Source organism: Streptomyces sp. NBRC 110611 (assembly GCF_001590865.1).
Taxonomy (GTDB): domain Bacteria; phylum Actinomycetota; class Actinomycetes; order Streptomycetales; family Streptomycetaceae; genus Streptomyces.
Genome location: NZ_BBUY01000005.1, coordinates 441,620 through 461,053, shown reverse-complemented (window position 1 = coordinate 461,053; position 19,434 = coordinate 441,620). Strand labels below are relative to the sequence as shown.

Annotated in this window: 16 protein-coding genes, 1 tRNA gene and 1 pseudogene; 10 read left to right on the top strand and 8 right to left on the bottom strand. The window is 68.5% G+C overall.

Annotated features, from left to right (window positions below):
* Positions 1 to 124: 124 nt before the first annotated feature.
* The 4 genes and pseudogenes from AZE13_RS39025 to AZE13_RS15230 all read left to right on the top strand — a co-directional run.
* Positions 125 to 1,369, top strand: a pseudogene (locus AZE13_RS39025) (RNA polymerase sigma factor RpoD/SigA); the annotation flags it as partial.
* A 249-nt stretch (positions 1,370 to 1,618) separates the two neighbouring features.
* Complete coding sequence (locus tag AZE13_RS38085; RefSeq protein ID WP_066931463.1) at positions 1,619 to 3,718, top strand: transcriptional regulator; 2,100 nt, start codon at positions 1,619 to 1,621, stop codon at positions 3,716 to 3,718.
* Positions 3,715 to 4,707 (top strand): hypothetical protein, encoded by a 993-nt coding sequence (locus tag AZE13_RS15235; RefSeq protein WP_066931235.1) that lies wholly within the window; start codon positions 3,715 to 3,717, stop codon positions 4,705 to 4,707. The genes AZE13_RS38085 and AZE13_RS15235 overlap by 4 nt, the downstream gene beginning before the upstream one ends.
* Positions 4,704 to 5,591: a DUF6339 family protein gene (locus AZE13_RS15230; protein ID WP_066931233.1), complete on the top strand. Its 888-nt coding sequence runs from the start codon at positions 4,704 to 4,706 to the stop codon at positions 5,589 to 5,591. Before AZE13_RS15235 ends, AZE13_RS15230 begins: the two co-directional genes overlap by 4 nt.
* Here the strand turns inward: AZE13_RS15230 and AZE13_RS15225 are convergent.
* The 5 genes from AZE13_RS15225 to AZE13_RS15205 form a co-directional block, all read right to left on the bottom strand.
* Positions 5,560 to 6,879 (bottom strand): DNA cytosine methyltransferase, encoded by a 1,320-nt coding sequence (locus AZE13_RS15225; RefSeq protein WP_066931231.1) that lies wholly within the window; start codon positions 6,877 to 6,879, stop codon positions 5,560 to 5,562. The genes AZE13_RS15230 and AZE13_RS15225 overlap by 32 nt on opposite strands.
* Positions 6,876 to 7,883: a DNA cytosine methyltransferase gene (locus AZE13_RS15220; RefSeq protein ID WP_066931229.1), complete on the bottom strand. Its 1,008-nt coding sequence runs from the start codon at positions 7,881 to 7,883 to the stop codon at positions 6,876 to 6,878. Before AZE13_RS15220 ends, AZE13_RS15225 begins: the two co-directional genes overlap by 4 nt.
* Positions 7,880 to 8,335 carry a very short patch repair endonuclease gene (locus AZE13_RS15215; protein ID WP_066931227.1) on the bottom strand — a complete coding sequence of 152 codons (456 nt, stop codon included), beginning with the start codon at positions 8,333 to 8,335 and terminating at the stop codon, positions 7,880 to 7,882. The genes AZE13_RS15220 and AZE13_RS15215 overlap by 4 nt, the downstream gene beginning before the upstream one ends.
* A 618-nt stretch (positions 8,336 to 8,953) precedes the next feature.
* Positions 8,954 to 9,027, bottom strand: a tRNA-Pro gene (locus AZE13_RS15210).
* A gap of 166 nt (positions 9,028 to 9,193) precedes the next feature.
* Entirely contained in the window at positions 9,194 to 10,120 is a 927-nt protein-coding gene (locus AZE13_RS15205; RefSeq protein ID WP_066931225.1) for a metallophosphoesterase, read from the bottom strand.
* 185 nt (positions 10,121 to 10,305) lie between these two features.
* Between AZE13_RS15205 and AZE13_RS15200 the strand changes: the two genes are divergently transcribed.
* Positions 10,306 to 10,770, top strand: a complete 465-nt coding sequence (locus AZE13_RS15200) for a GatB/YqeY domain-containing protein (RefSeq protein ID WP_066931223.1) — start codon at positions 10,306 to 10,308, stop codon at positions 10,768 to 10,770.
* Between the two features lie 120 nt (positions 10,771 to 10,890).
* Here the strand turns inward: AZE13_RS15200 and AZE13_RS15195 are convergent, their stop codons facing one another.
* Positions 10,891 to 13,122, bottom strand: coding sequence for a transglycosylase domain-containing protein (locus AZE13_RS15195; RefSeq protein WP_066931221.1), 2,232 nt, complete (start codon positions 13,120 to 13,122; stop codon positions 10,891 to 10,893).
* Between the two features lie 382 nt (positions 13,123 to 13,504).
* Here AZE13_RS15195 and AZE13_RS15190 point away from each other — a divergent pair, with 382 nt between their 5' ends.
* Complete coding sequence (locus AZE13_RS15190) at positions 13,505 to 13,846, top strand: WhiB family transcriptional regulator (protein ID WP_066931219.1); 342 nt, start codon at positions 13,505 to 13,507, stop codon at positions 13,844 to 13,846.
* Positions 13,847 to 14,019: 173 nt separating this feature from the next.
* Here AZE13_RS15190 and AZE13_RS15185 read toward each other — a convergent pair whose 3' ends face one another.
* The gene (locus tag AZE13_RS15185) at positions 14,020 to 15,378 is read right to left on the bottom strand and encodes an ArsA family ATPase (protein WP_066931218.1); all 1,359 of its coding nucleotides are present in this window, start codon (positions 15,376 to 15,378) and stop codon (positions 14,020 to 14,022) included.
* Positions 15,375 to 16,463 carry an ArsA family ATPase gene (locus AZE13_RS15180; protein ID WP_066931216.1) on the bottom strand — a complete coding sequence of 363 codons (1,089 nt, stop codon included), beginning with the start codon at positions 16,461 to 16,463 and terminating at the stop codon, positions 15,375 to 15,377. Before AZE13_RS15180 ends, AZE13_RS15185 begins: the two co-directional genes overlap by 4 nt.
* A 216-nt stretch (positions 16,464 to 16,679) precedes the next feature.
* Here AZE13_RS15180 and AZE13_RS35630 point away from each other — a divergent pair, with 216 nt between their 5' ends.
* From AZE13_RS35630 to AZE13_RS15165, 4 genes are all read left to right on the top strand, one after another.
* Complete coding sequence (locus AZE13_RS35630; protein WP_107288346.1) at positions 16,680 to 16,838, top strand: DUF4177 domain-containing protein; 159 nt, start codon at positions 16,680 to 16,682, stop codon at positions 16,836 to 16,838.
* Positions 16,835 to 17,299, top strand: a complete 465-nt coding sequence (locus AZE13_RS15175) for a RidA family protein (RefSeq protein WP_066931214.1) — start codon at positions 16,835 to 16,837, stop codon at positions 17,297 to 17,299. Before AZE13_RS35630 ends, AZE13_RS15175 begins: the two co-directional genes overlap by 4 nt.
* A 119-nt stretch (positions 17,300 to 17,418) precedes the next feature.
* A complete protein-coding gene (locus AZE13_RS38080) occupies positions 17,419 to 18,591 on the top strand; it encodes an NUDIX hydrolase (protein ID WP_258527803.1) in 1,173 nt (390 codons plus the stop codon).
* Positions 18,588 to 19,427 (top strand): MBL fold metallo-hydrolase, encoded by an 840-nt coding sequence (locus AZE13_RS15165; protein ID WP_066931212.1) that lies wholly within the window; start codon positions 18,588 to 18,590, stop codon positions 19,425 to 19,427. Before AZE13_RS38080 ends, AZE13_RS15165 begins: the two co-directional genes overlap by 4 nt.
* Positions 19,428 to 19,434: the final 7 nt, after the last annotated feature.

Sequence of the window (19,434 nt, the reverse complement as noted above, 5' to 3'; positions counted from 1 at the left end):
GCACCTTCAAAATACCGAGTGCTGGATTCTCGGGATGCGGGCACCGGTGCGGAGGCGCTGGCAGCGGTGGCCCGATGAATGATGGACTGAGCGGAGCAAGGCGGAGCACAGGCACGGGGGTGTGATGACCAGGGAGCGGGATCGTGCGTCCGGTAGCCGGATAACGGGGCCCCGTCGGGTTCTGCTCGCCGGGCTCGTGCGTCGGTTCCTGGCCGAGGACGTGGAACTCCGTACGGCCTTGGGGCAAGTGGTGAGAGCCGGGCGCTTGGATGTGCAGGACGCCCGGACCTTGTACGAAGCCGTGATGGCGGCGGAGGAGGAAGAGGGGGAAGGCGAGCGCACCCAATCGGAACGGGTGTTCGGTAGCGGTGAAGCTGCCGACGGGCGTGCCGATCCGGAACGGCTGCCGGGCGACACCGATCCCTCCGAGGAAGAAGCGGAGGACGAAGAGGTCCCGGACCTCGAGTCGCTCCGCGGAACTGTACGTGTCGAGGACTGGGAGGCGGCTCGCCGTGCCGCTCGGGACCTGCTCGAGATCGATCGCAGGCGGCCGGATCCGCACCGGCGTGTGCTGAGTGCCGAGGAGGAAGTGGGACTCTGCCTGTTGTTCCGTGGTGCCGTAAAGCCATCGGAGCCGTTGCCCGATGGCTATGTGGCGACGCTTTCGCGGGTCGGTGAGGCGCATCGGGCCTTATCCGCAATGGTCATCCACAATCAGCGGCTCGTTCATAAGATCCTGAACGGCTTGGGGCACCGGGCCGGCAGTCCCATGTACGAGGATCTCGCGCAGCATGGCATGATCGGGTTGATCCGCGCCGTGGAGAAGTTCAACGTTTTGCTGGGGTGCAAGTTTTCCACCTATGCCTCCTGGTGGATTCGGCAACACATCACACGAGGGATGGCAAACGAAGGGTCGACCATCAGGCTCCCGGTGCACGTGTGGACCGAAGTGGAGAAGGTGCGGAAGAGTGAGCGGGCCTTCCTCGACCAGGGCAGAATCCCCAATGCGATGGACCTTTCGCTGGCGTGTGGGCTCAGTCCCGAAAGGGTGGAGGAGTACCTGCGGCTGATCCGCCGGCGGGTCCTCTCACTTGAGCAACCCGTCGGTGAGGGCGTGGCTCTGGGAGAGTTGGTTGTCGATGAGTTCCGATCGGTTCCGGGGCCGGAGCGGGCGCTGTGGCCCGAGTTCGAACGCCAGGAGCTTTTCCAGTTCTTCGACGCGTGCGAGTTCCCGGAGAGAAGTCGAAAAGTGCTTCTGCTGCGGTACGGGTTCATCGATGACAGATCCTGGACCCTGGAAGACATCGGTAAGCAATTCGGTGTCACGCGAGAACGAATTCGGCAGATCGAGAAGCGCGCTCTGCAGGCCCTCCGGGTTGAAATGGGCTTGGATCCCGATGACCCTGCCGCGGGACGCCGCCCGAGGGTCGCTCGCAGTGTGACTCGGCGGATTGGAGGGGGCGTATGTCGCGGAGTCCCCGAGGAGCGGCAGAAATTGGGTACCGGCGATTCGCAGTCGAGCAGGATCGGCACCCCGCAGACGAAAAGCAGTTCCGACAGGAGAGAGGGAGCGGTGGCCTCGAAGGAGACAGAGTTCGATCGGTGGTTGGCCGATCGGATGCACGAGGGTGGAATGGACGCAAGTGGACTTGCGCACCGGCTGGGAGTGACGTCGGCGCTGGTCGAAGCCTGGATCAATGGCCGATCCGTGCCTCGTCCGGAGCTCATGGTCGAGCTTCGGGAGGTCCTGGCGCCCCAGGAGGACGACCGACGCGGTTCCGTCGTCGCTCCTGAGCGCCAGGACCATCACGCGATGACGCCGGCCGTCTGGTACCACCGCCCTGGACACGACGACGGTGGTCGGGAATTCGGCAACGCGGCGGCCTTCGCCTTCGAGGCCGACCTGGAGGTCCTGGCCCGTGAGGCGACGCAGAACAGCCTGGACGAACGCGACCGGAGGAATGACTGTCCGGTCAGGGTCCGTTACACCCTGCATGAATTGACCGGTGAGGCCCTGGCGCGGTTCCGCACCGCAATAAACTGGGACGACCTCTACCCCCACTACGAGGCGGCCGCTGCGCAGGACCAGAAGGTCGGACGCGTCATCCAAGCCGGCTTGCGGGAAATGCGCGAGAGGGACCGGCTGGTGCTTCTGCGCGTCGACGACTACAACGCCAACGGGCTGACCGGTGACGATTACGAGGACGGCCGTTTCGCCGCCGTGGTACGTCGCCAACTCGACAGCCGGAAGACGGATGCGGCGGCCGGAGGTTCGTACGGCCTCGGGAAGGCCACGCTCTGGGCGACCAGTCGCCTGGGGCTCGTCCTCATGAACTCAACGCTCGCCGAGCCGCACGAGGGGCGCACGGAGCGACGTTTGGTCGGTCGGATCGATCTCCCCTGGAGGGAGGTGGGCGGCCGGAGATTCGCCGGCCCGGCCTGGCTGGGGAAGCCGGACGGTGAGGCGGAGAACACGGAGGTGGTCCGCTCCTGGTGGGCCGACGAGGAGACGGTCGAGAGTCTGCATCTCACCCGTGAGGGCTCCGACCCCGGCACCTCCTTCCTGATCGTCGGAGCACACGATGTGGCCAGCCTCGCCGAGGTCGGTAGGGCCCACGAAGGCGATGCGGAGGAGGACGAGGACAGCCTGGAACGCATGCACCACAGGCTGGTGGGCGCACTCGGCCGCAATTTCTGGGCTGCAATGACGGCGGGGGGCGACCACCAGCCGTTGCTGGAGGCATCGGTGCGGACCCTTCGCAACGGTGTGGAGTACATCGAGGAGGAGCGGGTCGAGCCGCGGGTGCACCAGCCCGCGCGCACGCGTGCTCTCCAGGCGTTCCTGGACGGCACCACGGTGGACCGGCTCACCGAGGCAGGTCAGGTGGCCCTCACCACAGTGCCGTTGAAGGTGCCTGAAAGAGATGGCCTCTCCGGTACGGCCGGAGAGCACCGGGCTGTGCTTCTCGTCACCGAGGCCACGGATGCCGACGGCAGGATCAACCAGGTGACTGCGATGCGTGGCAATCGCATGACGGTGAAGACCAGTTGGGTCCCGGGTCTGCCGGTGGGGACCAACCCGTTTCAGGCAGTTCTGCTCGCAGGCCGGGCAGCAGGAGGCGGCGCGCCGTTCGCAGCGGAAGCCGAAGATTTTCTGCGGTCCTCCGAACCGCCCGAGCACAACAAGTGGGGCCAGACCGAGGAACTGAGGATGCGCTACTCCCCCTCGGCCCACCGGCGGATCGCCGCACTGACCACGGAGACCAACAGGGCCGTGCACGGACTTGTGGCAGTGCCCAGGGAGAAGAGAGCCGGCGGCGCGAGCAAGGTGAGCAAGCGTCTCAAGATCTCGGGCAAGTCGACCACCAAGGCGAGGGGGACGGTGGGGCCGCCGAAGCTGCAGGACCTCGAGGCTGTGATCGACTCCTCCGGGGCGTGGCAGGTCACTGCCGAGGTCAAGGTGCCCGCCGGGCAAGAACTCTGGCGCATGAGTCCCGTCGCGAAGCTGGAGGTACGTTCCGGACCTCGGCCGGTGGTCAAATGGGCCGAGCTCGTCGCTGTCAGCAACTGTGAACTGGCCGACGGCGTGCTGCACTTCACGCCCGGGTCCCGCCGTGCCGTGTTTCGAGGCGTCACCGATGTGTCCACGCATCCGGTTCGGGCAGCCCTGACCGGTCTCGTTGTCGAACTCCAGGAGAGCAAGGGAGGCGCCGCATGAAGGTCTACCCGTACCCCCGATTGACCGGCGCGGTGACGGCGAGGGTCACGGCCGTTCGGCTGCGTGGCCCCGGAGACAGTCGTGAGCAGTTGGACACCAAGGGGTATTCGGTTGTCGAGCAGGTCGTGGCACTCGGCAGAGCGGAGCGCGACGACTGGCACACGGCACGGCTCGCGCTGGCGGCGACCGTCCCGGTTCGCGAGATCGAGGCGAAGGGGCACTGGTCGGACATCGCGGTGATCGCCGTTCTGGCGGAAGGGGCCACCAACGCGCGCACGGTCGCCCGATTGGAACCCGGTCCGCAGGGCGGGAGGGATTGGACCGGGGAGATCGAGCTCAACCGGAACGACCACTTCGACCGCGCGACGCTCGCCGTGCACGTGGTGGCCACAGTCGACGGGACGGCCGGCCGGATCATCGCCTCCACCGACCAGGACTGGCTGGTCGACGTGACGGCCGACGTGCCGCTGAGGGACCGGCAGCTCGACGTCAGTACCGTCAGTTTCGCCCGCAGCACCGAGTGGTTGCAGGGCTTTCGGGACGCACCCTGGGTTGTGGACATCTCGGGCCGGATGCCCACCGTTCGTCTGAACTCTGACTTCGAGGGGCTTGCAGCGCTCGTGGAAGGCGAGGGCTCGAAGTTGGAGAGCATGGTGGGGGAGATGGTGCTGGCCCAGATGTGCGCCGACGTGTGGACCGCCGTCTTCCATACCGCCATCGGCGACCTGGAGATCGAAGACGACGGGGCGCCGCTCTTCCCTCCCGACTGGCGAGGTGCGGTGCTCCGCGAGATGCTCCCGGACATCGTTCCCGGACGGTCGCTGGAGGATGCTCTCCGCGAGGTACACATTCGCCGTACCGGCGAGGGGAGTTGGAGCGATCTGCAACCGCGCATCCACTACGCCGCCGCACGCCGGGCCGAGGTGCCCAAAGCGCTGGCCGGCACGGTCCGCGACATCGAACGACTCGATCAGGAGACCCACGCGTGACTTCCCGCCCCGAGCACCTGCCGGAACGGCTTGCCCTGATCTCCGATGCGCAGGCCGCCGAGTACATTTCCACAGGGCTGCTCGAGGGACGTGAGGACGTCCCTTCCATCGCGCTGAACAAGGTTGCCGAGCCGCTGCCCGGCGACGACGTGCGAATGCGGCTGCACCGGATTCGAGATCTGATAGACGATGCCCTGGACAAATTCCGGGACGAGCGCCCCACGGCAGCGGATGCGTGGCTGGCGCCGCGTCTGCACGAGACACTTCGGCTGACGCGCAGGGAAGCGGCCGAGAAGCGGCTCTGGACGTATATGGCCCTAGGGGTGGCGCCGGATTATGTTGTCTGGCGGCACCTGTCCGAGCCGAAGGCGGACGGCTCGCGTGGCCGTGTGGCCCGGGACAAGTTCGTCGGCGCGCACTACAAGCAGGCGTTCGCCCGACTCTGGTGGGCGGCCGAGCTGTTCCGCGACGGCTCGGACTATCACCCTGTAGTCGTGGCCTGTGGGAATCAGGACATGCTCAACTCCGCTCTGCGGCTGGACATAGTCGACCATCGCCCGACGGCTCAGGCCCTTGTCGGACTCATGGAGAGAGGGACTGTGCGCACCGGGCGCGAGGTCAATGCGCTGACCCCCGCGGTCAACGCCGCCGCGGCGACATTGATGTACGACATCATCGCCCCGGACGTGGAGCGTGACGGGGAGCCTCTGCGTGACTGGATCGCGGGCGCCGAATCAGCCCTTCCGTCCCCCCGGAACAACCTTCCTGAAGGCCCGGAGGAGGAGCGTGTGCCGGAGGGGGAAGTGAGGAGGCTGATCGCTCATTTCGAGGAGCTGTTCGCGGACGCACCGGTCAGGGGGCGGACTTCCGACGAGAGCGAGTGATCTTGTGCGACTTCGGAGGGCACTGGCTCTGATCGCCGCACCCGATGACGCGCAGTTCGTCCGTGGTGGTCCGAGGGACAGTCGGCCACGTGGTTGCGGCCGCCAACTCGTCCTTCGAGGGCGCGTTTCCGCGTAGCGCCCTGCTGAGTACGTGCATGCCGAGCCGGGGTGGTACCGCGTTTCCCACCTGCTGCGCCTGGTCGTTACCCGACCAGGGGAAGTTGTGCGGGAAGGTCTGGAGCACCCCGGACTCGGCGATGGTGAAGCGGTCGGATTTCTCGGCCTCGTACTCGGCGATGCTCTTGTACACCTTGTTCCGAGAGATCTTCCCGGTGACCGTGAAGGCAGGCTCGGAGGACAAGCGCCGGCCTCGGTTCTTCGGGTCGCCTCCGGAGCCGTAGTTCGAGACGACGAAGAAATCCATCTCGTCTCCCGTGCGGAGCCGGGACACATCCATGGGAGATCCCGGCAGCATGCTCGCTGTCTCGAGCGCCTTCGCCATGGAGATCCAGGATTGCTTGGGCCTGGCAATCGAGGAATCGGTTGGGAGCATGTCCGCCTGAGCAGTGTTGCGTTTCTGCCGATGCAGGTCGAAGGGCAGGTGAGTTGTTTCGGGCGGTTTGACGGCTCCTTGCCCCGGGAGGCGAGCGACGAGTACGGCGCGTTTGCGTGTCTGGGGCACACCGAATTCCTCGGTCTTCAACTCCCAATATTGCGCTTCGTACTTGACGCCGTTGAGTCGTCCTTCGCCGCCACGCAGGAGCTCCGCATAGACCTTCCAGAGGGGCAGGACCGCAGGTACCTGCTCCAGAACGATCACCTTGTACGGGTCGCGGCCCTCTGTCTCGATCGCCTTCAGGATCCATCGCAGGGGCTCCAGCACCAAGGCGGTGCGTGGGTCTTCGCCGAAGTCGTGCAGCTCCTTGTCGATCTTGGCTTCGTCCTCGCCGTCCACAAGACGGTGGATGTACTCCTCCACCTTGGCCAGAGCCCGCCGTCCCGCGCCGTTTCCTGCGACGGAGAAGGACTGACAGGGCGGTCCGCCGGCGAGCACGTCGACCGATTCGGGGATCTCGTCGAAGCGGGTCTCGCGCATGACGCTCACATCGGCGTGAATGGTCGGCAGGCCGGCCGCGTAGCGCGTCTCGCAGGCGTTCTGGTCCCACTCGATCCCGATGCTCTTGAAGCCCAGGAAATGCGCCGCTACGTCGAGTCCACCCGGGCCCGCAAAGAGGTCCAGGATGCGGACTCCGTCGAGGTGGTGCTCGTGCTTTCCTGGACTGTTCATGGGGGTGAAGTGTATCCGCCGGTGGGGGCCCCGGAGGTCGCCAGTGCGGCTCGTATCGCCAGCCCCAGCGCGCTGCCCACCGGTGGCGGGGAGGCATGCCCGATCTGGCGATAGCGGGCCGTCTTCTTCCCGGCGAATCTCCAGTCGGCCGGGAATCCCTGCAGGAGAGCGGCCTGCTCGGTCGTTATCCTGACCATCCCGTGCCGTCCCGTCTCCGGAACCCAGGCGAAGTCCGGTCCTGGGATGCCATCGGCCACGGTGCTTCCATCGACGCCCATCCTGGCCCAGGCCTTCCTCGTCCCTGTCGGTCCGAGGTCCGCACCTCCCCGTCTGTCCGAACCGCCCACCAGGGTCGGCGCCGCGCTGTGTGCCTGGGCCGCCCATCGGTCGGCATCCGGCCAACCACCCAGGGCCATCGAGCGGTGCAGGGCCTGTCCCACGGACAGATGCTCGCGCACCGTCGGTTCCGGTGGACGGAACGCGTCGAAATACTGCTCCTTGAGTGCGACGAGTAGTCCCTGCCTCCGGTCCTGCGGCACCCCGAAGTCGGCTGCGTTCAGAACGAACCACCGGAACCGGTAGCCCAGATGATCCAGCTCCTTACGGATGAAGTCGCGTATCGGCTCGAAGCCGGGCGCGCTGACCAGGCACGGTACATTCTCGATGACCAGGGCTCGGGGCTGAACGGCATGCGCCAGGTAGACGGTCGCCTCCAGCAGGCGCAGTTCGTCATCGGACTCGGCCCGTGCGAAGGTGGCGCCGGACCTCACGCGAGGCAGCCCGGCCGACAGCAGATCGACGTCGTAGACCTCTTGGTGCCGCGAAGGCGCGAAGTCCAGCAGATCCATTTCGAGAACCTGCCACGTCGGACGGTTCATCCTCAGCGTGTCGCAGGCCACAGGCTTCTTGTCCAGGAGCAGCACGGGTTCGAAGTCGGCACCTTCCAGCCCCAAGGCCAAGCCGCCCGCCCCCGCGCACATGTCGACGAATCGTAGTCCGCTCATGGGCCCCCACCCTTTTGCTGTCGTCTCCGTCTGCTTTCCTTTGCCCGTTCCACGGCAGCGGCCACCTGACGCATGACGTCATCCGGTGACTCGTGCTCCCAGAAGCGTAGGACCGTCCAGCCCTCGGCCAGCAGCTGTGCGTTCGTCTCCCGATCCCGCTCGATGTTGCGATCGAGCTTCTGCCGCCACCATTCCGCGTTTGCCTTGGGACTTGTGGCGTGTTCCGGGCACCCATGCCAGAAACAGCCGTCGATGAGGACAGCCAACCTCGCGCGCGTGAACGCGATGTCGATCTTCCGCCTGGGCATGCCCGGCACCGGATAGTGGGTCCGATAGCGGTATCCGGAGGCATGGAGGAGCTGCCGCACAGCGCGTTCGGCACTCGTGTCCCGGTTGGTCTGCCGGCTCATCCGGGCAGAGACATCGGGGCTGGAGGGGAGTGCGCCACGCATTGCCCCAGTTTCCCACTTCCTGACGCCATCGCGGTGGGTGATCCGGGTGTCATGGCGAGGGAGCGGCGGGTGTGCAGGCGTGGACAGATCCTGCCTCGCCGCTCGCGAGAGTGGGCACGACGAGAACGAAGCCCTCCCGCTGGCTGTAGACGAAATTACCTTTGATCAACCGGGTGCACAGTCTGGCAGCACTGCGAATCAAGCCGATGACCTGGTGTTTCTCCAGTCGGGGTGGCGAAGATTCCTTTGCTCTATGCCCTCGCGTCGGATGTCACCCTCCCGGGTGAGGTGGCGGAGCCGCTGCGGCCGGCACGGACCACATGGCAGCCTGGCGCTGACGTACACCGACGACGGCCTGGGCGCCGGGCTCTACGCCATGCGTACTCCCGAAAAACTGTTGCACATGCCGCGGGAAACCTCCCCCGAGCTGCCCTCCGCTCGGATTCGCGGATACCGGGCCCCGGAGAGGAATGTGGCGCACGTCACGCATCAACGGAGGTTCCCCGCTTGGAAGAAGCCGTCCGCGGCCTCCTCCCGGATATCTCTCAAGCGACCACCGGTAATCACAGTAAGGGCCCGACCCCCATGGGGGCCGGGCCCTTACTGTTGTTTCTTCAGTCGGGGTGGCGGGATTTGAACCCACGACCTCTTCGTCCCGAACGAAGCGCGCTGCCAAGCTGCGCCACACCCCGAAGCAACGAGCTCTACTTTAGCGGACTGATCCCCGTACGCGAAATCCGGTTCCTGTGGGGCCGCAGAGCGGGCCTGACCTGGGGTGTCGCGGTGGTGATCAAGGGGGTGGGGAGGGGTGGGGCGGAAGGAAGGGGGAGGGAGTGGTGGCTTCGGTGAGGGGGCGGGTCAGTCTCGTGCCGTGAGGGTGAGGAGGGTCGCCTCGGGGGGGCAGGCGAAGCGGACCGGGGTGTATCGGTTGGTGCCGCAGCCGGCGGAGACGTGGAGGAGGGAGGTGCGGCCGGCGGCCGTGTGGGTGGAGAGGCCCTTGACGCGGTCGGTGTCGATGTCGCAGTTGGTGACCAGGGCGCCGTAGAAGGGGATGCAGAGCTGGCCGCCATGGGTGTGGCCGGCCAGGATCAGCGGGTAGCCGTCGGCGGTGAAGGCGTCCAGGGAGCGCAGGTAGGGGGCGTGGACGACGGCCAGGGAGAGATCGGCGCCGGATTCCGGGCCGCCGGCCACCTCGGCGTAGCGGTCGCGCTTGATGTGCGGGTCGTCCAGGCCGGTCAGAGCGATCTCGACGCCCTCGAGCTTGAGGCGGCCGCGGGTGTTGGACAGGCCCACCCAGCCGGCCGCGTCGAAGGCGTCGCGCAGCTCCTCCCACGGGTTGTGGACGGCGCCCACGACGGGGGCATTGCCGTTCAGGCCGTGCCGTCCCTGGGCCCGCTCGATCAGATAGCGGGCGGGGTTGCGCAGCCGGGGGCCGTAGTAGTCGTTCGAGCCGAAGACGTACGCGCCGGGGAACTCCATCAGCGGACCCAGCGCGTCCAGCGCCTCGGGGACACCTTCGGGGTCGGAGAGGTTGTCGCCCGTGTTGATGACGAAGTCGGGGCGCAGGCCGGCGAGCGACTGCAGCCAGCGCTGCTTCTTGCGCTGCCCGCGGACCATGTGGATGTCGGAGACCTGCAGGACCCGCAACGGACGCATACCGCGGGGCAGTACGGGCACGGTCACGCGCCGCAGCCGGAAGGAGCGGACTTCGAAGCCGGCGGCATAGGCGAGGCCGGCCGCGCCGACTGCGGTCAGGGTCAGGGGTACTCCGTATCGCGCGCGCATGAACCCATCGTTGCAGAGTGCGGGGAGTGGGCGCAGTAGTGGATGGGCGGGGGAGGGGTGGGACGTGGGGGTGGTGTGGGGCGTGGGAGAGGGGAGGTGTGGGGCGTGGGAGCGGAGTGGTGTGGGGCGACGGGCCGGGGGAAAAGGCGCGGCGGTTGTCGGTGGGGGGAGGCATACTCGACGGCATGACCACGCTCAAGTCCAAGCTGCACGACGACCTCACCACCGCGATCAAGGCGCGCGACGAGCTGCGCTCCGCCACCCTCCGGCTCACGCTGGCCGCGATCAAGACGGAGGAGGTCGCGGGCAAGGAGGCGCGTGAGCTGTCCGACGGCGAGGTCGAGAAGATCATCGCGCGGGAGGCGAAGAAGCGCCGGGAGGCCGCGGACGCCTTCGAGCAGGCCGGCCGGACCGATCAGGCCGAGCGGGAGCGGGCCGAGGGTGAGGTGCTCGCGGAGTACCTGCCCAAGCCGCTGACCGACGAGGAGCTGGAGACGCTGGTCACGGCGGCCGTGGCGGAGGCCAGGAGCGCCGGGGCCGAGGGGCCGAAGGCGATGGGCGCCGTCATGAAGATCGTCAATCCTCGGGTGGCGGGGCGTGCCGAGGGCGGCCGCGTGGCGGCGATGGTGAAGAAGCTGCTGGCCGGGTGAGAGCCGCATGGCCGGCGCGCAGCGGAGTCGGTGAGTGACGGAGTCGCTGAGCTGGCGGAGTCGCTGAGCTGAGGATCCGCTGAGTTGGCGGCCGGTGGGTTCCGGCCGCCAACCTGGCTGCTACCAGCCGCCGTTGCCGCCGCCAAGGAAGTCGGGCCAGCCTGGAATGTCCCAGCCGCCGCCCGGCTTGTCGTCGCCGTCGTGGCCGCGGCCGGGCCGGTGCTTGCCGGGGTTCTTGTCGCCGTCGCCGCCCTGGTCCCGTCCGCTGTCCGGGCCCTTGTCCTTCTCGGGTGCGCCGATCGGGACGGTGGGCAGAGTGGGCGCGGGCCGGTTGGCCAGGGCGCCGGACATCGCGTCGCGCCAGATGGGGCCGGGAGTGTCGGCGCCGTAGACCTTGTCGTGCGGTACGCCGCCGATGGTGATGTGGTACATCTGCCGCTCGCGCTTGGGGTCGCCGACCCAGACCGCGCCCGCCGCGTTCGGGGTGTAGCCGACGAACCAGGCGGCGTAGCGGCCGTCCGTGGTGCCGGTCTTGCCGGCGCTGTCGCGGCCCTGGAGGCCGGCCTGTTTGCCGGTGCCGTCCTCGACCACGCCCTTGAGGAGGGTGTTGATCGTGTCCGCGGTCTTCTTCGACATCGCGCGGCGGCAGCTGGTCCGCGGGACCTTCAGCGCCTGGCCCCGCGCGTCGGTGATCGAGTCGATGGCGACGGGGGAGCAGTACTCGCCGCCGTTGGCGAAGGTGGCGTAGCCGGAGGCCATGGTGAGCGGCGTCGTTTCCGGAGTGCCGAGGACCATCGACGGAACCTGTTTCAGGGGCTTGCCGTTCGCCTGCTTGATCCCCATCTTCTCGGCCATCTTCACGGCGGGGCAGATGCCCATCTCGCCGATCAGCTGGACGAAGTAGGTGTTGACCGACTTCGCGGTCGCCTCCTTCATGGAGTACGGGCCGACCTCGGTCCTGTTCTCGTTCTCGGCGGTTTCGGCGGGCGCCTTGCTGTTCGTCCAGCTGCCCCCGTCGCACTGCGCCACCGGGCTCGGATAGGGCATCCGGTACGGCGACGAGTACTGCTGCTCGGGGCTGATGCCCTGCTCCAGCGCGGCCGCCGCGATCACCGGCTTGAAGGTCGAGGCGGACTGATAGCCGACGCCGCCGCCCATGTCGTGGTCCACCGAGAGGTTGAGCACGGTCTGGTTCCCGCGGAAGCCGTACGGGCGGGACTGGCCCATGCCGAGAATGCGGCCGGTGCCCGGTTCGACGATGGTGGCGGCGGTGGCGACCGGGTCGTCCTCGTAGACGTGCGCTCCGACGGACGCCTGTATCGCCTTCTGGGTCTGCGGGTCGAGAGTGGTGCGGATCGTCATGCCGCCCTCGTTCCAGCGCTTCAGGCGGTCCTCGCGGGTCTTGCCGAACGCCCGCTCGCTGAGGAAGACCTTGCGGATGTAGTCGCAGAAGAAGCCGGCGCCGTCGTCGGCGGTGATACAGCCGTTCTTGGGGCGGCTGACCTTCAGCTTGATCGGCTTCTGGGCGGCCGCTTCGGCCTGCGCCTGGGAGACGGCCTTCAGGTCGGCCATCCGCTGCAGCACGGTGTTGCGCCGCCGGGTCGCCTCCTGCGGGGCGTTGACCGGGTCGTAGCGGCTGGGCGACTGGACGATGCCGGCCAGCAGCGCCGACTCCTCCAGGTTCAGGTCCTTGGCGTGCTTGCTGAAGTACCGCTGGGCCGCCGCTTCGACCCCGTACGCCTGCTGGCCGAAGAATGTGATGTTGAGGTAGTTCTGGAGAATCTTGCGCTTGCCGAGCTCTTGCTCGATCTCGATCGCGTATTTGAGCTCTTTGACCTTGCGGCCGATCGTCTGCTGGGTGGCCTGCGCGACCTTGGTCGGGTCGTCGCCGGCCTCCTCGACGAAGACGTTCTTCACATACTGCTGGGTCAGCGTCGAGGCGCCCTGGGAGACGCCGCCCGACTGCGCGTTCTTGTTGAGCGCACGCAGGACGCCCTTCAGGTCGACGGCGCCGTGGTCGTAGAAGCGCGCGTCCTCGATCGCCACGATCGCCTTCTGGATGTACGGCGACATGTCCTTGAGATCCACCACCGTGCGGTCGCGGGAGTAGACCTTGGCGATCTCACCGCCCTTGGCGTCCAGGATGGTGGTCCGCTGGCTGAGCGGCGGCCGCTTGAAGTTCGCCGGGATCTCGTCGAACCCCTCGACCGACCCCTTCGCCGCCAGGCCCAGCGCCCCGGCCGCCGGGAGCGCGATACCGGCGAGCACCGCTCCGGCCAGGACGCTGACACCGAGGAACTTGGCGGCCTGCTGCGTCTTGGACAGACCCCCGCCATCGCGCTTCTTGGGCATGGGAGCAGCCTACGTTCTCAATCGCCGGACAGGGGCGCACCTGTTCGTTTAGCCTGTTCTCAGCCATCACAGCGGAATGGTTACGCCTCAGTTCGTCAACCCCGACTCCCCCGGGCCGCGCCCTCGCGCGGACATGTGTGCTGCCGCAAACCCCCGTGTCAGAGCCGTGCGCTGTCCCGTCTTGTGAGGAAAGTTACGTATGCCCTGCGGTCACTCCGTTGGGTGATCTGCCGCGTACGCATAGTCCGTTCGGGCCATTCAAGATTGGGCCCGAAGGGGGTGTTGCACCCTGTCTGCCTTCCGTAACGTCCTCAACTGGCAACGGTGAATATGCCGTTTGCCGCCGTGGGGGAGCCCCGATTCGGGAGAGGACGGCGCCAGCATGGGCTGGGTAACCGACTGGAGTACGCAGGCAGCTTGCCGCACTACCGATCCGGACGAACTGTTCGTTCAAGGGGCGGCGCAGAACCGCGCCAAGGCCGTGTGCACCGGATGTCCGGTACGTACGGAATGTCTCGCCGATGCCCTGGACAACCGGGTGGAGTTCGGCGTGTGGGGCGGGATGACCGAACGCGAGCGGAGGGCGCTGCTGCGCCGCCGCCCGACCGTGACGTCATGGCGTCGCCTGCTGGAGACGGCACGTACGGAGTACGAGCGCAGCACGGGCATTCTGCCGGTGGGCTGCGAGGATGAGACCTTCGACGAGTACGCGGCGGTCGGGTGACCGACCAGCGGCTGACCGGCTGATCGGCTGGGTCGGCTGGGTCGAGTGGATCGGTTGGGTCGGATCTGGCTGGGCTCGACCGGGCTTGACCGGTCTCGACCGTCCGCGGTCACGCTTGGCCGGGCGTCTGGCGATCGCCATCGTTCAGTACGCGGTGTCGGGATCCGCGCCGTTCAGCACGGGGCGTCGAGATCCTCGCCGTTGAGCGCCAGGCGGTCGCCGATGGCGCGCAGGCCCGCGAGGTCGTGGACGTCGCCGGGCAACGCCGCAACCTCCGTCACCGGGACTTCGGGATGCAGCGCGGTGAAGCGGTCTCGTGTGCGTCGTTCGCGCGCGAGGACCTGCATGCGTTCCGCGTGCAGTCGTAGCAGCCCGGCAGCCAGTTGAGCTGCCGAGGCCGAAGTGGGTGCCACATGATCCGCCGCGGCAGCGGGGGAGAGGCCGCCAGCGGTACCGGATCGAGTCTTCCCGTCGCCTAGATCGACAATGCCGGTTGTTTCAAGATTATTTTCGGCATGTGCGTCCGGAGTGTCGGCCGGGCCGTCGGCGGCACCGCCCCCCTGGGCCGGACCGTCATCCATCAAGGTCTCCGCGGCGGCCAGCGCGCGCTCGGCGCTCAGTTGGGCGGCGCCGCTGCCGTGCACGCGATTCAATACGAGACCGGCCAGCGGCATCTCCTCGGCGGCCAGCCGCTCGACGAAGTACGCCGCCTCACGGAGGGCATCCCGCTCCGGGGCCGCCACGACCAGGAACGCCGTGCCGGGCGCCTGGAGCAGGCGGTAGGTGGCGTCCGCGCGGGTGCGGAAGCCGCCGAACATGGTGTCCATCGCGGCCACGAACGTCTGGACATCGCGGAGGAGTTGGCCGCCCATGAGCTTGCTGAGCGTCCCGGTCATCATCGACATGCCGACGTTCAGGAACTTCATCCCGGCCCGGCCGCCGACCTTCGCCGGTGCCATCAGCACCCGGATGAACTTGCCGTCCAGGAAGGAGCCGAGGCGCTTGGGCGCGTCCAGGAAGTCCAGCGCGGAACGGCTCGGCGGGGTGTCGACGATGATCAGGTCCCACTCGTCGTCCGCGCGGAGCTGGCCGAGCTTCTCCATGGCCATGTACTCCTGCGTGCCCGCGAAACCGGCCGACAGCGACTGGTAGAAGGGGTTCTCCAGGATCGCGCGGGCCCGGTCGGCGTCCGCGTGCCCCTCGACGATCTCGTCGAAGGTGCGCTTCATGTCCAGCATCATCGCGTGCAGTTCGCCGCCTGCGGCCTCGTCGACACCCTTCACCCGGCGCGGGATGTTGTCGAGCTCGGAGATGCCCATCGACTGGGCCAGCCGCCGGGCCGGGTCGATGGTCAGTACCACGACCCGACGGCCGCGCTCGGCGGCACGTACGCCCAGCGCCGCGGCGGTGGTGGTCTTGCCGACGCCGCCCGAGCCGCAGCACACCACGATGCGGGTGCGGGGGTCGTCGATCAGCGCGTCGACCTCCAGCCGAGGGGCCGAGGCGGTCAGTGTGGTGTCGTCCGAGGTCATATGGGCCCCTGTTTCCGCAGGTCTCTCGCCAGTCGGTAGAGCCCGGCGAGGTCCACTCCCTCGGGGAGCAGCTCCAACTCGTAGGTGGGCAGGCCGAGCGCGGTCAGCTCGGCGTGCTCGGCGCGTTCCAGCTCGACCCGCTGGGCGTGTTCGCGCGCCTGCTCCAGCAGCGGGTCGATCAGCCGGTCGGCCCACCCGTCACCCGCCACCGCCCCGGCACGAACCTCCCCCAGACTTCGTCCGGGGGGACCCCCATCGCGCTGCCCCTTCTGCCCCTTCCTGCCGCTGCGGCGGACGGTGCCCAGGCCGGCTCGGGAGAGCGCCTCGGCAACGCCTGTGCGGGCGCCACGGGCGGTGAGGGCGTCGAGGTCGCCGTTGTCCAGCAGGGCCGGGCGGGTCATGTTGATGACGATGCCGCCGACGGGGATGCCGGCCGCGCGCAGCTCCGCGACACCGTCCGCGGTCTCCTGTACGGGCATCTCCTCCAGGAGCGTCACCAGATGCACCGCGGTCTCCGGTGACTTGAGGACCCGCATCACGGCCTGCGCCTGATTGTGAATCGGGCCGATCTTCGCCAGGCCGGCGACCTCGTCGTTGACGTTCAGGAAGCGGGTGATGCGGCCGGTCGGCGGGGCGTCCATCACCACCGCGTCATAGACGAATTTGCCGTTCTTGTCCTTGCGGCGCACCGCTTCGCACGCCTTGCCGGTCAGCAGGACGTCCCGTAGACCCGGGGCGATGGTCGTGGCGAAGTCGATCGCGCCGAGCTTCTTGAGTGCCCGGCCGGCGCTGCCGAGCTTGTAGAACATCTGGAGGTAGTCCAGGAGGGCGCGTTCGGCATCGATGGCGAGTGCGTGGACCTCGCCCGCCCGCCGCGCGTGGCCTTCCGACGCGGGACCCACCGCGATCTTGCGCTCCTCGTACGGAAGCGCCTCGGTCTCGAACAGCTGGGCAATGCCCTGCCGGCCCTCGACCTCGACCAGGAGGGTACGGCGTCCCTCGGTGGCCAAGGCGAGGGCGAGGGCGGCGGCGACCGTGGTCTTGCCGGTCCCGCCCTTGCCGCTGACGACATGGAGCCTGCTCACGTCCAGGAGCCTAACCAGTGCGCGTCGCGGGTACGCACCGGATACACCTGACAAGTCCCGGAGATCTGCCCGCGAACTGTCCGGGAGAGGTCAGGGTTCAGGTCGGGGAATGGTCAGGGACGTGCCGTAGGGGAACAAGCCCCACGGCGGTGGAGCGGTCCGGCTGCCGTGGCGGCGGCGTCCACCGCGGCCGGGGACAGGCATTACGCTCGGCCCATGACCAAGTGGGAATACTCGACCGTGCCGCTGCTCGTGCACGCGACGAAGCAGATTCTGGACACCTGGGGCGAGGACGGCTGGGAGCTGGTCCAGGTCGTACCGGGCCCGAACAACCCCGAGCAGTTGGTGGCCTACATGAAGCGGGAGAAGGCGTGAGCGCCGTAGAGGACAAGATCGCAGCGCTCGGGCTCAAGCTGCCGGAGGTCGCGCCGCCGCTGGCCACGTACCAGCCCGCGGTGCGCTCCGGCTCGTACGTCTTCACCTCCGGCCAACTGCCGATGGTGGACGGCGCGCTGCCGGCCACCGGCAAGGTCGGTGCCGAGGTCAGCCCGGAGCAGGCCAAGGAACTCGCCGCGACCTGTGCGCTCAACGCGCTGGCCGCGGTGAAGTCGGTCATCGGCGACCTGGACAAGATCCAGCGGGTCGTCAAGGTCGTCGGTTTCGTGGCTTCCGCACCGGACTTCACCGGGCAGCCGGGCGTCCTCAACGGCGCAAGCGAGTTGCTCGGCGAGATCCTCGGCGTCAAGGGTGTGCACGCCCGGTCGGCGGTCGGTGTGGCGGTGCTTCCGATCGACGCGCCGGTCGAGGTGGAGATCCAGGTAGAGGTGGCGGAGTAGCGGCTTCGCCGCAGCCACTTCGTGCCGCCGCGATCAGTGGTGGAGAAGCGCCCGCCCTGCCACCCACTGGCTCGAAAGTGGCCCTCGAACATCGCCGCGCGAGCGCATAGCATCCGGCCATGTCGTCGACGACCAATGGCCAGTGGTACCCGCCGGAGTGGCCGGACCGCATCCGGGCGCTCGCGCGCGGTGAGCTGACCCCTGTCGAGCCCCGCCGGGCCGCGACCGTCCTGCTGCTGCGGGACCCGGAGGCGCCGGAGGAATCGAGGACGCCGAGGGAGTCGGGGAAGCCGGGGAACGCGGGCGAGCCGAGGAAGCCGGGGGCGTCGGCGTCCGGCGGTGGTCCTGCCGTTCACATGCTGCGCCGACGCGCCTCCATGGCCTTCGCCGGAGGCGCGTACGCCTATCCGGGTGGTGGCGTCGACCCTCGGGACGAGCGTCCGGTGGCCTGGAGCGGGCCCTCGCTCGCCCAGTGGGCGGTCCGGATGGGCGTCGGCCCGGCCACCGCGCAGGCCATCATCTGCGCGGCGGTCCGCGAGACGTTCGAGGAGGCGGGCGTGCTGCTCGCCGGCACCTCGGCCGACACCGTCGTCGCGGACACCACGGGCGAGGAGTGGGAGGCGGACCGTGCCGCCCTGGTCGCCCATGAGCTGTCCTTCGCCGACTTCCTCGGCCGTCGCGGCCTCGTCCTGCGCTCCGATCTGCTGGGTGTGTGGGCGCGCTGGATCACTCCGGAGTTCGAGCCCCGGCGCTATGACACCTGGTTCTTCGTCGCCGCGCTGCCCGAGGGCCAGCACACCCTCCCCCAAGGAGCGCCGATCAGCTCTGATCCCCGGGGGGCGTCCGTCACGTCTGTCACGTCCGTCACGTCTGCCGCATCGACCGCATCCATCGCACCTGCCGCATCCGCCGTGCCCTCTGCGCCCCCGATGCCCTCAGAGGCGGATCTCGCCGTATGGATCCGCCCCGAGGAGGCCGCTGCCGGCTACGACCGGGGCGAGCTGCTGATGATGCCGCCGACGATCGCGACCCTGCGCGCGATCCAGCCGTACGCCACCGCCGCCGAGGTCCTGGCCGCCGCGGAGGGCCAGGACCTGACGCCGGTGCTGGCTCAGGCGCGCCTGGTGGGCGGCGAGATCGTGTTGAGCTGGCCGGGGCACGACGAATTCACCAAGCACATCGGAGTCACGCGGCACACCCGCTCCACCGAGCCCATCGAGCCCACCGAGTCAGCTGAGCACACCGACGGCCCCTCAGGCGCCGCACGGACCCAGGGAGGGAACCCCACATGACCGACGCAGCCGCCCTCCCGGGCCAGCCCCGTGGCGGAGCGATCTCCGGGCCGGCCACCACGCGCGCCCACTGTGTGCTCGCCCCGAACCCGTCGGCGATGACCCTGGACGGCACCAACACCTGGATCGTCGCCGAGCCGGACTCCGACCTCGCCGTCGTCATCGACCCGGGGCCGCTCGACGAGGGCCACCTCAGGGCCGTCCTCGACACCGCTGAGCGGGCCGGCAAGCGCATCGCGCTGACGCTGCTGACCCACGGTCACCCGGACCACGCCGAGGGGGCCGCCCGGTTCGCCGAGCTGACTCGTTCGGCCGTACGGGCGCTGGATCCGGCGCTGCGCCTCGGTGACGAGGGACTGGCGGCGGGTGATGTCATCACCACCGGTGGTCTGGAGCTGCGTGTGGTGCCCACACCGGGCCACACCGCGGACTCGCTCTGCTTCCACCTCCCCGGCGACCGCGCGGTGCTGACCGGAGACACGATCCTGGGACGCGGCACCACCGTGGTGGCACACCCCGACGGGCGGCTGGGCGACTATCTGGACTCGCTGCGCCGGCTGCGCTCGCTCACGGTGGACGACGGTGTGTCGACCGTCCTTCCGGGCCACGGGCCGGTGCTGAACGACGCCCAGGGGGCGGTGGAGTTCTATCTGGCGCACCGTGCCCACCGGCTGGCCCAGGTGGAGACGGCGGTCGAGGCCGGCCATCGCACTCCTGCCGAGGTCGTCGCGAACGTGTACGCCGACGTCGACCGGTCCCTGTGGCCGGCGGCCGAGCTCTCGGTACGTGCGCAGCTGGACTACCTGGGGGAGCACGGGCTGATCGACGGCTCGTAACGGCACG

What these genes read in the sequence shown, in the direction of transcription:
- AZE13_RS38085 (WP_066931463.1), top strand. Translation starts at nt 1,619, where the DNA reads ATGCACGAGGGTGGAATGGACGCAAGTGGACTTGCGCACCGGCTGGGA.
- AZE13_RS15235 (WP_066931235.1), top strand. Translation starts at nt 3,715, where the DNA reads ATGAAGGTCTACCCGTACCCCCGATTGACCGGCGCGGTGACGGCGAGG.
- AZE13_RS15225 (WP_066931231.1), bottom strand. Translation starts at nt 6,879, where the DNA reads ATGAACAGTCCAGGAAAGCACGAGCACCACCTCGACGGAGTCCGCATC.
- AZE13_RS15220 (WP_066931229.1), bottom strand. Translation starts at nt 7,883, where the DNA reads ATGAGCGGACTACGATTCGTCGACATGTGCGCGGGGGCGGGCGGCTTG.
- AZE13_RS15215 (WP_066931227.1), bottom strand. Translation starts at nt 8,335, where the DNA reads ATGCGTGGCGCACTCCCCTCCAGCCCCGATGTCTCTGCCCGGATGAGC.
- AZE13_RS15205 (WP_066931225.1), bottom strand. Translation starts at nt 10,120, where the DNA reads ATGCGCGCGCGATACGGAGTACCCCTGACCCTGACCGCAGTCGGCGCG.
- AZE13_RS15200 (WP_066931223.1), top strand. Translation starts at nt 10,306, where the DNA reads ATGACCACGCTCAAGTCCAAGCTGCACGACGACCTCACCACCGCGATC.
- AZE13_RS15195 (WP_066931221.1), bottom strand. Translation starts at nt 13,122, where the DNA reads ATGCCCAAGAAGCGCGATGGCGGGGGTCTGTCCAAGACGCAGCAGGCC.
- AZE13_RS15190 (WP_066931219.1), top strand. Translation starts at nt 13,505, where the DNA reads ATGGGCTGGGTAACCGACTGGAGTACGCAGGCAGCTTGCCGCACTACC.
- AZE13_RS15185 (WP_066931218.1), bottom strand. Translation starts at nt 15,378, where the DNA reads ATGACCTCGGACGACACCACACTGACCGCCTCGGCCCCTCGGCTGGAG.
- AZE13_RS35630 (WP_107288346.1), top strand. Translation starts at nt 16,680, where the DNA reads ATGACCAAGTGGGAATACTCGACCGTGCCGCTGCTCGTGCACGCGACG.
- AZE13_RS38080 (WP_258527803.1), top strand. Translation starts at nt 17,419, where the DNA reads ATGTCGTCGACGACCAATGGCCAGTGGTACCCGCCGGAGTGGCCGGAC.
- AZE13_RS15165 (WP_066931212.1), top strand. Translation starts at nt 18,588, where the DNA reads ATGACCGACGCAGCCGCCCTCCCGGGCCAGCCCCGTGGCGGAGCGATC.